Genomic DNA, 11,727 nt, shown 5'->3' on the forward strand with positions numbered 1-11,727 from the left:
TCGCTAGAACACTATCTTCGCGACATCCACGCATGCCGCCCACAAAGCGATCGTCGGCACGACAGCGCGTTGTCTCCCGTGCGGGGCGGCGCTCTACGAGCTACCTCCTGGGACGTTGCGCGGAGAAGTCACGGGAGCGATGACGATGTCAACGATCCATGGGAGCGCGCCATTGCGGCCGTTGACTTTTGGAAGTCGGTAGCCTCCGTACCTGGCGCGGCGACCTAACCGAAGGTTCTGCCGACGGCTTACCCAGTGGCGACCGACTGCCGCCCGGCTGATCTACTTTTCGTGTGGGCAGCTCGTACGTGGACTACCGGGAGTCCGGTTTCTGGGTCCGCGACTACCAGGCAGAAGTGTGGCTCTACCTGCTGGCGCAAGAGGCCGAACGGATCTCCGCGCCCCCGGCGTGGCTCATTGATGCCTGTGCTGACTGGGAGGCGCAAGCCACGGCCGGCTTCATGGGATGCGTGTCATCCTGTCTGGATGACCATCTCGGAACGGAATCCGAGCGTGTCGCGGTGGTGCTCGACCTGTCCGAGCGGGTCCTCCGGCAGCTGCGCGAGTGGTCTCCGGCCATCCCGAAGGCTCTCGTGAATTCCTTCGGCACGGGAGGCGAACAGGAGTCGTTTCACTCCGACCCGCCTACTGACCCATTGTTGGCATGTGGCCACGCCTTCATCCGTCTGCTCCGTGGAGAATTACCGCCCGGCTATACCGGATGGGCATCGGCCTTCGCATAAGTAACTGCGTAGATGATCGAGGAGACGATCCTATGAAAGCGATCGTGGTGACGGACCAGGCTGCCGGAACGGCCGGGATGACGCTGGTGGAGCGCCCCATGCCGGCGGCAGCAATCAACGACGTCGTTGTCGAGGTTCATGCGTCGGGATTCGTCCCGACCGAGATGGCGTGGCCTTCGACCTGGACTGATCGCCGTGACCGGGACCGGACACCGTCGATCCCCGGGCATGAGATGGCCGGAGTGGTCAGAGCCCTCGGTTATGGCACGACGGGGCTGTCGGTGGGGCAGCGGGTGTTCGGCCTCACGGACTGGCATCGCGACGGCACCCTCGCGGAGTATGTGGCCGTCGAGGCCCGCAACCTGGCGCCGCTGCCTGGCGACGTCGACTTCACGGTGGGCGCGAGCCTGCCGATCTCGGGTCTGACGGCGTGGCAGGGACTGTTCCAGCACGGCCGCCTCCGGGCGGGGCAAAGCGTGCTGGTGCATGGCGCGGCCGGCGCGGTCGGGACGATGGTGACGCAACTGGCACGTGAGTCGGCGCGTACGTCATCGGCACCGGACGCGCGGCCGACCGGCAGAAGGCCCTCGAGTTCGGCGCGCAGGAGTTCGTCGACCTCGAGAACGACGCGCTGGAAGACGTGGGCGGTGTCGACCTGGTTTTCGACGTCATCGGCGGAGACATCCAGAAGCGATCCGTGCGTCTGATCCGACCTGGAGGCACACTGGTGTCGATCGTGGGGCCGCCCGAGGCGCGGCCCGCCGGCGGCTTGGCCGTCGACTTCGTCGTCGAGGCTGACCGGGTCCAGCTGAATGAGGTCGTCCAGCGCGTCCGCGACGGACGGCTGCGGACGAACATCGGCACCGTTGCAACACTCGACGATGCCGTCGCCGCTCTCAATCCGACCGAGCGGACCAAGGGCAAGACGGTCATTCTCGTGCGTCCATAAGGACTGGCCAAACGGCGAGGCGGCTCTGCGACCCTCGGGGCCGCTCTGGCCTGGCGAACCTTCGGGGGAAGCAGGCGCGGTCCTGGGCGACGTTCTGCCGCTCGGGCTGGTCGTTGAAGGGGTTCGCCACCCTCCATGCCGGTTCCCGCGGCGACGGGCCGCGCGGGACCTGGGATACGCGGGGCGTCAAGAGCGCTGTGAGGTCACCGACACTCCGGTAGGGCGGTCTCGCGGCTGGTCCTGGCACCGATGGTGCTGGTGATTCGGACGGCTTGCTGGGCGTGCGGGAACGCGATACCACCGGGCGTGTGCCTGGTGACGGCTTTGACGGTGCAGGTCTCATTGCGGCCGTGACCGGTCTCGCGGGTGCGGATCTGTCCCCAGGTCACGGCCTTGAGCCGATGGACCAGAAAGGTCAGCAGGCGGGAACCTGCTGACCTTTCCGGCGCTTACCGATGACTCAAGCCCGTGTCCATTTTTGGCTGCTCGCGCCGGAGCAGTCCCAGAGGTGGAGCTGCGAGCCGTTGGCGGTGCCCCGGTTCACGATGTCCACGCAGCGGTTGGCGGCCGGATTGACCAGGTCGCCGGCTGCCGAGAGGGTGAACTTCTGCGCGTTCGTGCCGTTGCAGGTGTAGAGCTGGATCGCCGTACCGTTGGCGGTGCCCGCGGCCGCGGCGTCCATGCACTTGCCCAGCGCGCGGACGCTGCCGTCGCTGTTGAACGACCACTGCTGCGCGGCGGTGCCGTTGCAGTCGTAGGTCTGCAGCCGGGCGGCGTCCACCGGGTTGGCACCCGGGATGTCGATGCAGCGGCCGCTGAGGCTCGACTTGAGCGCGGTGCCACCGCTGGGCGGCGGCGTGGTCGGGCCGGTGTTCGAGGTGCTGACATGCACGTAGTCGATCAACATCCGGCTCTCGGCGGGCAGCCCGGCGGGGTTGCCCTGGCCGAAGTTACCGCCGACCGCCAGGTTGAGGATGATGAAGAACGGGTGGTTGAAGACCCAGCTCACGTTGCCCTTGGCGGCCGACAGCGAGGCCGGGGTGGCCCGGAAGTACTCCTGGCCGTCCACGGTCCAGACGATCAGGTTCGCCGACCAGTCGACGGCGTAGTTGTGGAAGGCCTGGTACCACGGCGAGCCGGCGACGAGGGTGTTGCCGTACGAGCTGCCGCCGGAGTAGCCGGGACCGTGCAGCGTGCCGAACAGCCGGTTGGGGTCCCGGCCGACGACCTCCATGATGTCGATCTCGCCGTCGGCCGGCCAGTTGCCGCCGCCGAGCATCCAGAAGGCGGGCCAGAGGCCGGAGCCGTTCGGGACTTGGATACGGGCCTCGATGTGGCCGTACTGCTGGGTGAACTTGCCGGCGGTCTGGATCCGGCCGGAGGTGAACTGGCAGGTGCCGTTCCAACAGTCGTTGTGGCCGCCGCTGCCCTTACGAGCCGTGATGACCAGGTGGCCCTGCCCGTCCATGGCGACGTTGTTGGTGCCGCTGGTGTAGTACTGCAGCTCCTGGTTGCCGAAGCCGCTGCCGCCGGTGTCGAAGTTCCACTTCGACGAGTCGACGCCGGTGCCGGCGCCGCCGTTGAACTCTTCGTTCCAGACCACGGCTGCTTCGGCTGTGTCGCCGCGTGATACGACGGCGAGGCCGCCGCTGAGTGTCACCACGACGGCTGCCGCGGCGATGAGGAACCTGGACTTTCGCATGGGGGATGCCCTCCGGGGGAGAGGTGTTACATGTGTTAACAGTCTTGTTAGATCGATTGGCGTCAGTCAAGCGAAACCGGTTCCGGAACCGTTCCAGCAGCTGGAAGATGAGCCCCAGTGATCCCCTCCAGGACGACTCCTCGTTCCTTGGGCCCTTGTCCGCGTGCCTGGGCCGGCCGATTCACGTTGACCGGCTGACATCGCGTGCTGCTCGTCGGACGGCCACAGGCTGCCGCCAGCCCAGCGGGCCGCACGTTTGTCACGGCGTGGCTGGCGCGTGGTCGTCCGGGGCCCGGCTGGATCGTTGAGCCGATCCGCACGTGCAGCTCGCGCGGGGGATTTGAAGGACTGTCGCGCGGCCCGTGGCGCGGGCTGGGCGAGGCGACGACGGCCATACGAAGGCAGCGCCGTCGACGCACTTGATGAGCTCGGCGACTGCCTCGGCCGGGCCGATCTGGCGTAGACCGGCGCGGATCTCGAGGGTTTCGAGCTGCGCTCGGACGGTCTGCGCGGCCGCCACGCGCTCGTCGAGCTGGTGGGAGTTCAGCAACTGGGTGGCGATCGTCGCCGCCAGGGAACAGACCGCCGCGGCGGCGCACAGCAGCTGCCACGCCGGTGACGACAGGCCGAAGACGCCGGTCAGCCACTTCGCGAACGACTGGCCGCCGAACGCCGGGGCAGCGGTCAGGAAGGTCGCGAACGCGGCGGCGACGAGGGTGACGTTGACCAACAGCCGTCGGCGGGCGCCGGCTGAGCGCAGGTAGGTGTCGGTGCGCTCCCGGCGTTCCCGTATGACGACCAGCAGGTCGACGGGGGTGGCGGGCACGAGCTTGGCGTTGTCCATCAGGTCCTCCCGAATGTCCTGGCGCCCGCGCGGGCGGCGGTCGGACCGCCCGCGCCGAGCGGAAGTCAACCGTCGATCACACCTGGGCGGGTAGCGAGTAGAGCCGCGTCCTCGACGTAGGGCACCGGCATTCCCGCCAGAACAGTGCGGTCGTGTGAACACATCAATTGGACAAAGCCGGAGGTCGATGTGTGCACCACGGCGACATTGGCCAGCGGACCGACGTAGGTTCCACCGCCGCCGAGGTGTGTGCCCAGGTGAATGGTGCTGCCCACCGAGGCCGGGATGGGCCGGAAGTTGAAGAAGATGCCGCAGCGGATGTAGTCCTCGGGCCGCCCGAAGTAGACGCCGTTGGCCTTGGCTTGGACGACCCAGTCACCCGCCGGCAGCGGTATTGAGACGACCGTGTTGGCCGGGCCACCGGTTGTCGGTAGGTCCACGTTCGTGGCCGCGCGACGGAACACCGCGCCGGGCGACGCCGCGGCCTCGGCCGAGCTCTGGGTCGCCGAGACGGCGGCCAGCGCACCGGCAGCCACGCCGGCGGCCAGCAGAATGCGTGCGGTGGTGGAGGAGATGTTCATGAGCTGCGCTCCTTCGATGGTTTCCAGGGGTTGCGGTTGCCTGTGACAGTGCGCCGCCCATGCGGCCGGGCGCATGAGACGGGCGTCCCGCACCGGCCGGGCGTCGCGCCCGGTGGCCGGCGCGGGACCGCGGGGTCACCGTCCCGGGTGAGCCGGGACGATTGCCCGTCCGGACGGGACATTCGTACTGGAAGGTGGCCTGCGTCGAGCACAGACTGGCGGGGTGAGGTTCGCCAGGTTCGGTGCGGCAGCGGCAGCGACGTCCTCGATCGTCGTTGTCGCCTTGGCGTGGGGCAAGATCGTGCGGCCGAGCGAGGAGACCTGGTTCTTCGCGCCGGAGCCGTTCACCGGGCCGGTCTTCGTTCTGGCCTGCGGCGTGCTGGCGCTGGTCTGGTCGATCACCGGCGCGGTGCTTGCCTGGATCCGTCCGCGAAACGCGGTCGGCTGGTCGGTTCTCGGGGTGGGCCTGTCCCAGGCGGCGGCGGTGTGTATCACCGCATACAGCGGCTACGGCCTGCTCGGCAGCTCGCCGTCGTGGGGCGCGTACTTCGGGCCGGCTCTGTACCTGCCCGGCTGGCTCATCCCGCCGACCCTGCTGCTGGCCCTCTACCCGGACGGCCGGCTGCCGGGCGCGTGGTGGCGCTGGCCGGTCGGCACGGCCACCGTGTCGATCGTCGTCCTGATGCTCTGCATCCCGTTCCCGGTCGTCGATCCCGGCTCGGCGTCGGGTTGGGGCATGGTGCCCCGTTTCCCCGAGCGGCTGGCCGACCTCCTGGTCCCCGGTCCGCGCGTCTACGACCTCACCGTTTTTCTTTCGACCGACGTGGACGCCACGATTCCCGCTCTGCCGGCGGTGTGGGCTCAGTGGAGCCGGTTCAGCTCCTGGGTGTTCACCCCACTGCTGGTGATCTCGATGATCGTGATCTGGGTCGGTACCGTCATGCGGCTCTTCCGCGCGCAGTTCCCCCGCCGCCAGCAGTTGGCGCTGCTGATCTGCGTCGTGATGCCGTTCCTCGCGGCGTCGTTCTTCGTCACCGCCACGTTCGCCAACGTCCTGATGTTGCTGCCGCTGCTGCTGGTCCCGATCGCCGTGGCGGTCGGCGTTCTGCGCTACCGCCTGTTCGGCATCGAGACCGTGCTGCGGCGCGGCCTGGTCTACGGCATGTACACGTCGGTCGTGGTGGCCGCGTATCTGGGCGTCACGGCCGCTGTCGGCGCGGTCGTCGGCGCCGCGCTCGACAGCCGGCCGCTTCTCGGCGTGATCGCCGCCGCGTGCGTGGCGCTCGCGCTCACACCCGCGCGGGACCGGCTGCAACGCGCCGCCGACCGTCTCCTCTACGGCCACCGGAGCGACCCGATCCGGGCGCTGACCTCGCTGGGCGAGCGAGTCGCAGGAACGGGCCAGGGCGAACCGCTGGACGCGGCGCTCGCCAGTCTCGTAGCCGCCGTGCACGCGCCGGGCGCCAGCCTGATCGGTGTCGACGGCCGGCGGCTGGCCGGGGTCGGCGCGGAGGAGGACGCGACCCCCACCACCAATCTGCCCCTGCAGTTCGGCGGCGCGGCGCTCGGCGAGGTCCGGGTGCTGCCGCGCCGGCCCGGCGAGACCTACACCGCCGCCGACGTACGGCTTTTGGCCGTGCTCGCCCTGCAAATGGCTCTGGTGGTCCGGGCCTATCAGCTCGCCGAGCAACTGGAGGCGGAACGGGACCGGGTGGTCACGGCGGCCGAGGCCGAACGCGACCGGCTCCGCGCCGACATGCACGACGGCCTCGGCCCCTCGCTCTCCGGCATCGGTCTCGGCCTGGAAGCCCTGGCCGACACCGACCGCAGCCCCCTGCTGCGCCGGATCCAGGACGAGGTCGCGGTCGCACTGGCGGAGGTCCGCCGCATCCTCGACGACCTGCGCCCGGCCGCGCTCGACACGATGACGCTGTCCGAGGCGATCCGCCGGCACGCCGCCACGATCTCCTCCAAGGTCCCGGTGTCGCTGAGCACTTCCGTCCTGCCCGTCCTGCCGGCCGACGTCGAGAACGCCGCGTACCGGATCACTACCGAGGCGCTCACCAACGTCGCCCGGCACGCCGGCGCCCGCCAGGTGCGGGTGAGCGTCGGCGTGCCCCACGGCGCGCTGCGCATCGTGGTCGCCGACGACGGGCACGGCACCCGGTCGGCCGTCGCCGGCATCGGCCTGACCTCCATGCGCCGCCGAGCCGAGAACCTGGGCGGACGGCTGGAGATCAAATCGGGCAGCACCGGCACCATCATCACCGCCACCTTGCCGCTGGAGCCGTCATGACCCATCCCGTTCGAGTCGTCCTCGCCGATGACCACCCGATGTTCCGCTACGGGCTCGTCTCCGCCATCGCCGGCAATGCGGAGATCGAGATCGTCGGCGAGGCGGCCGGTGGCCGGGAGCTCCTGGCCCTGGTCGACGACGCCCAGCCCGACGTCGTGATCACCGATCTGACCATGCCCGGCATGGACGGCGCCGCGGCCACGCGCGCGATACTGGCGCGCCACCCGACGATCAAGGTGCTCGTCCTGACCATGCACGACGAGAACCAGTCGCTGATCGGCGCCCTTCGGGCCGGCGCCCGAGGCTACCTGCTGAAGGGCGCAGACCGGACGGAGATCACCCGGGCGATTCTCGCGGTTGCGGCGGGCGAGTCGGTGTACGGCACCGGCGTCGCCCACCGGATCAGCGACTTCTTCATCGGAGCCGACCAGGATCGGACCGCGACCGTGTTCCCCGAGCTCACCGACCGCGAACGGCAGGTGCTCAAGCTCCTCGCCGAGGGGCGCGGCAATCACGAGATCGCGCGTCGGCTCGCGCTCTCCGAGAAGACGGTGCGCAACCACGTCTCGGCGATCCTGTCCAAGCTGCACGTGAGCGACCGGGCCGCCGCGGTGGCCCGGGCGCGCGACGCTGGTCTCGGTGATCCGCAATGAGACCGCTCCTGGCCGTCGTCCTCGCCGGCGTCCTGCTGGCGGGTTCCGCCTGCCATCGCCCGGAGCCCGTCATGTTCGCTGACGGCACCACCATGCACCGGCTCCAGCAGGCCGGGCGGATCCGCATCGGGGTGAAGTCCGACCAGCCCAGCCTGGGATTCCTCAACCCGGCGACCAACCGCCATGAGGGCTTCGACGTCGAGATCGCCACCATCGTGGCCGCCGAGCTCGGCCTCAGCCGCAAGCAGATCACGTTCGTCACCACGACATCCGGGGTTCGCGAAAGCTATCTCGTTCAGGGTCGCGTCGACATCGTCGTGGCCTCATACTCGATGAACGATCGCCGGCGAACGATGGTCGGGCAGGCCGGACCGTACTTCCGCACCGGGCAGCAGCTGCTGGTGCGGCGGGCCGACCGCAACGTCATCACCGGGCCGGATCGGATCGGCGCCGGCCGGGTGTGCTCAGCCGCCGGCTCGACCTCGATTGTGAAGTGGCAGCAGCTGTACGGCACGGCGCCGGTGGCCGAGCCGACCTACACCAAGTGTGTGCAGCGCCTGCTGACTCGGTCGGTCGACGGCGTCACCACCGACGGCGTCGTCCTGCTCGGCTACGTCGCCCAGCTGCCGACGAAGCTGGCGGTGGTCGGGCCGAAGTTCTCCGAGGACGCGTACGGGATCGGCTATCCGAAGGGCGATCGGGTGTTCTGCGAATTCCTCACACGCGTGATCACGGACGCCGAGGAGGACGGGCGCTGGAGCCAGGCCTTCGACCAGACGCTGGGGCGGGCGGGCGTGCACGCCTCGAACATGCCCGCGGTCGAGCCCTGCCGCGATCACTGACCTTCTCATGGGGCATGCGATACGGGGACGACCACGGCAGTTGTACAAGGCCGTGCTGCGCGCCACTGACCACTAGCGCGAGCGGCCAAGAACAGACCGGCGCAGGACTCAGGGGACGGGCGGTGCCGATTCGGCACCGCCCTTCCCCTGATCAGCGGGGATCCGGCCAGAGCACCGGCGGTTCGGCCGGCTGCAAAATCAGCAGCTGCTCGCGTCTGAGCCGCAGGTACGCCGCCGGCCCGCGAATCAAACCGGCGAACTCGGCCTGATCAGCCACGGTGAGCGTCGCCCGGCCCAGTGACCGCAGCGCCACGGCCTGGGCCAGGTCGTTGACCAGCGGCTCGCCGGCGAAGCTGGTGCTGAACGCTCCGGCCAGGAACGCCACGGCGTCGGGTGGTGCCGTGTCCGGTGCCGGCGTACGGAAGTCGGTGATCGCGGCGGTGAGCCAGGCCAGTGTGTCCATCGCTGCCTCACTGGATGGCGAACGGGGTCTGGCCCTCGAACGCGACGTTGCGGAACGGCACCCAGGACATGTTCGGGGTTTGCGAACCGGGCATCTTCGCCGAGACCGACCGGTGCAGGTCGGCGTAGGTGGCCGGGTTCTCGGCCAGCGCCAGCTTCAGATTCTGGGTGAACAGGCCGTTGCGGGTGCCGTCCAGCGACGTCTGGTTGTCCTGACAGCCGGAGTACAACAGGATCGACGCGGCCGGCGGGACGGACCGGCGGGTCATCGCCTTCGCCGCCCGGTACAGCTTCGACCGGCGCCGGAAGTCGATCGCCGCGTCCTCCACCGGCAGCAGTTTCGAGACCAGCGCGGTCTCGGTCGACAGGGCCCGGTGGGTCGCCCCGATCCGGTCCAGCACCGGCGCGATGACCTGTCCGGTGACTCGTTCGAGCTCTGCTCCCGTACGCCCACCGGTCACGGACGCGAGCAACGGCCGTACCGTCGCGGCGAGCGAAAGGGTGAGTTGCACCTCGTCGGGCGGGATGGTGCTCGGCGGGGCGAAGTCCGCGGCCGGGTCCGCCTCGCGGGACAGACCGCGCCGCACCAGGTCGCGTTCGGCGACGTCGCGTTCCGTCGCCTGGACCATGGCCCGGCTCATCGTGCCGCTGTGACAGCTGTCCGAGAACATCAGGATGCGCACGTCCGGGGCGAACTGCCCCCACAGGGCGTAGAGCTCGTCGTCGAGTAGTTGCCGGTCGTAGAGGATCCAGGTCTCGTCCATGTGGTCGGACTCCTCGGCGTCCAGGTCCGGCACCTGACTGCCGTGCCCGGAGTACGTGAGGAGGAAGATGTCGCCGGACTTCAGGCTCTGGGCCGCCGAGCTGATCGCGTCGATGACCGCCTCCGCCGTGGCCTGGCCGTCGTGCAGGTTCGGCGCGGCCACGAAGCCGTGCGACTGCGCGATGGCCCGCATGTCGTTGGCGTCGTTGATGCAGCCGCGCAGCACCGGGATGCGGAAGCCCGGATAGGCGCTGTCGTTCACGCGGTTGAGGCCGATGTGCAGGCTGCGGCCCTGCACCGTGCCGGTCGGGGAGCCGAGCGACTGGACGAGGGCCCCGTAGGTCTGCGGGCCGACTGCGCCGTCCACGCTCAGGTGGTGTTCCTGCTGGAAATCCTTGGTCGCGGCCTCGGTCGCGACGCCGAAGATGCCGTCGATGGTGCCGGGGTCGTATCCGGCCTGCTGAAGAAGTTGCTGGACCTCGCGAACGTCCTCACCGGTAACGCCCCGGCGCAGAGTTCGGGTAAGTGTGGCCATGGGTCTCTCCCGAAAAAGGGGGAGGGAGCGCAATCCGTGGACTCCGCTCCCTCCCTGCGGTCGGTGCGGGTCAGTCGTCGAGCCATTCGAAACGCAGCGACTTGCCGGCCATCTTGTCGAGGTCGTACACGTCGTACATCGCGGTGTGCACGCCCCAGAACTTGGCCTTCCAGAAGCGCAAGTGCCCGGCGCGGCGCAGCTGGGTGACCGGGATGCGCACCGGTCCGTCGTCGTGCCGGCCGTCCTGGCACCACATCGCCTGGATCACCGAGTCGCCGGCCATCAGCTCGATCTGCTTCCACCAGGTGTTGTACGGCTGGCTCAGCGAGATCTCGATCATGCTGGGGTCGCCCAGGTCGGACACGACCATGTTGATGAAGTCGCCGTCGTAGGTGCGGGTCGGGAAGCTGTCCAGGGTCAGTCCGGTGTCCCGGCTCTGGCCGCCGAGCAGGGTGAACACGGTCGGCAGCACCTGCACGATGCCACCGAAAATGCTGCCGAACAGGTCCCGCCCGACCGTCGCACCGAGCTCGCCCCGCAGCAGCGAGACCTCGGAGCTCGCCCCGTCGGGGCCGACGTCCCGGTTGCCGATCAGGCCGTTGATCATGTCGGTCACCGCGGGGATCACCACGGGGGCCAGCGCACTGATCAACGGGAAGATCCAGCGGCTCTGGGCCTCGTCGTCGTCGGCCGCGGGCAGGCCGCGGTTCTCGGCGGCGGTGCGGGTCAGCGTCTCGATCGCTTCCGGCACCAGGTCCCACAGTTTGGGGCCGATGGTGGTGAGGAACGAGGTGAGGTCGCGCACGCGCTGGTCGGCGTCGGCTTCGGGCAGCCCGGCCGCGCGTTGCTGGCCGGCTAGCGCGTCGACGGCGGCGACGACCGCGGGACCGACGACCTGGAACAAGGTGCCCCACAGGCTGCGCTGCAGCTCGGGGTCGTTCGGGTCGATGGCGGGCAGTGCGCCGGCCGGCGCCGCCACGTCCGGGCCGACGTCGCGGGTGCCGGTGGCGGGCACGGCGCCGAGGTCCTGCACCATCCGTTCGGCTTCCTGCGAGTAGTCGGGCGTGGGGTCGGTGACGGTGCGGCCGGCGTCGCGGCCGGTGGCGGGGTACGCGCCGCCGGCGGGCTTCGCGGTTGCGGTGCCGGTTGCGGATCGGTTGGTTGCGGTTCGTGACATGAGGATGCCTCCATGCATCGGTACGGTTCGACGCGTAGCCCGATGGCCTGCCGGGCCGGTCTGGTAGCGCTACCCGGCGAATCCTTCGCCGCCGGCCGCTGCGGTGGCGTGCGGCGACCGTTCCGCCGGCGCCGCGACGACGTGCCACGCCCGGGGCGGCAGCGTGGCAGGGGCGTCTCA

General features: G+C 69.6%; 11 protein-coding genes and 1 pseudogene. 6 read left to right on the top strand and 6 right to left on the bottom strand.

The features are described from left to right. The first annotated feature begins 308 nt into the window (after positions 1 to 308). From ACQP2Y_RS13515 to ACQP2Y_RS13525, 3 genes and pseudogenes are all read left to right on the top strand, one after another. Positions 309 to 743, top strand: coding sequence for a hypothetical protein (locus tag ACQP2Y_RS13515; RefSeq protein ID WP_433727882.1), 435 nt, complete (start codon positions 309 to 311; stop codon positions 741 to 743). A gap of 164 nt (positions 744 to 907) precedes the next feature. After that, positions 908 to 1,060, top strand: a pseudogene (locus tag ACQP2Y_RS13520) (alcohol dehydrogenase catalytic domain-containing protein); the annotation flags it as partial. 233 nt (positions 1,061 to 1,293) lie between these two features. Further along, the gene (locus ACQP2Y_RS13525) at positions 1,294 to 1,692 is read left to right on the top strand and encodes a zinc-binding dehydrogenase (RefSeq protein WP_433731929.1); all 399 of its coding nucleotides are present in this window, start codon (positions 1,294 to 1,296) and stop codon (positions 1,690 to 1,692) included. 460 nt (positions 1,693 to 2,152) lie between these two features. On the opposite strand, the gene ACQP2Y_RS13530 is transcribed toward ACQP2Y_RS13525, so the two are convergent. The 3 genes from ACQP2Y_RS13530 to ACQP2Y_RS13540 form a co-directional block, all read right to left on the bottom strand. After that, positions 2,153 to 3,394: a ricin-type beta-trefoil lectin domain protein gene (locus ACQP2Y_RS13530; RefSeq protein WP_433727884.1), complete on the bottom strand. Its 1,242-nt coding sequence runs from the start codon at positions 3,392 to 3,394 to the stop codon at positions 2,153 to 2,155. Between the two features lie 259 nt (positions 3,395 to 3,653). Next, complete coding sequence (locus ACQP2Y_RS13535; RefSeq protein WP_433727886.1) at positions 3,654 to 4,238, bottom strand: hypothetical protein; 585 nt, start codon at positions 4,236 to 4,238, stop codon at positions 3,654 to 3,656. A 65-nt stretch (positions 4,239 to 4,303) separates the two neighbouring features. Continuing rightward, on the bottom strand, positions 4,304 to 4,912 hold the full coding sequence (locus ACQP2Y_RS13540) for a hypothetical protein (protein WP_433727888.1): 609 nt from the start codon (positions 4,910 to 4,912) through the stop codon (positions 4,304 to 4,306). 130 nt (positions 4,913 to 5,042) lie between these two features. Here ACQP2Y_RS13540 and ACQP2Y_RS13545 point away from each other — a divergent pair, with 130 nt between their 5' ends. From ACQP2Y_RS13545 to ACQP2Y_RS13555, 3 genes are read left to right on the top strand one after another with little or no spacing between them, the layout of a single operon-like run. Next, positions 5,043 to 7,115: a sensor histidine kinase gene (locus ACQP2Y_RS13545; RefSeq protein WP_433727890.1), complete on the top strand. Its 2,073-nt coding sequence runs from the start codon at positions 5,043 to 5,045 to the stop codon at positions 7,113 to 7,115. Then, positions 7,112 to 7,768: a response regulator gene (locus ACQP2Y_RS13550; protein WP_433727892.1), complete on the top strand. Its 657-nt coding sequence runs from the start codon at positions 7,112 to 7,114 to the stop codon at positions 7,766 to 7,768. The genes ACQP2Y_RS13545 and ACQP2Y_RS13550 overlap by 4 nt, the downstream gene beginning before the upstream one ends. Further along, positions 7,765 to 8,610 (top strand): glutamate ABC transporter substrate-binding protein, encoded by an 846-nt coding sequence (locus ACQP2Y_RS13555; protein ID WP_433727894.1) that lies wholly within the window; start codon positions 7,765 to 7,767, stop codon positions 8,608 to 8,610. The genes ACQP2Y_RS13550 and ACQP2Y_RS13555 overlap by 4 nt, the downstream gene beginning before the upstream one ends. Before the next feature lie 151 nt (positions 8,611 to 8,761). Here ACQP2Y_RS13555 and ACQP2Y_RS13560 read toward each other — a convergent pair whose 3' ends face one another. The 3 genes from ACQP2Y_RS13560 to ACQP2Y_RS13570 all read right to left on the bottom strand — a co-directional run bounded on the left by ACQP2Y_RS13560 (position 8,762) and on the right by ACQP2Y_RS13570 (position 11,547). Beyond that, positions 8,762 to 9,073: a hypothetical protein gene (locus ACQP2Y_RS13560; protein ID WP_433727896.1), complete on the bottom strand. Its 312-nt coding sequence runs from the start codon at positions 9,071 to 9,073 to the stop codon at positions 8,762 to 8,764. A 7-nt stretch (positions 9,074 to 9,080) separates the two neighbouring features. After that, a complete protein-coding gene (locus tag ACQP2Y_RS13565) occupies positions 9,081 to 10,370 on the bottom strand; it encodes a caspase family protein (RefSeq protein ID WP_433727897.1) in 1,290 nt (429 codons plus the stop codon). Positions 10,371 to 10,440: 70 nt separating this feature from the next. Then, positions 10,441 to 11,547, bottom strand: a complete 1,107-nt coding sequence (locus tag ACQP2Y_RS13570) for a hypothetical protein (RefSeq protein WP_433727899.1) — start codon at positions 11,545 to 11,547, stop codon at positions 10,441 to 10,443. Positions 11,548 to 11,727: the final 180 nt, after the last annotated feature.

Origin of the sequence: Actinoplanes sp. CA-051413 (assembly GCF_050955795.1) — a bacterium.
Lineage (GTDB): Bacteria > Actinomycetota > Actinomycetes > Mycobacteriales > Micromonosporaceae > Actinoplanes.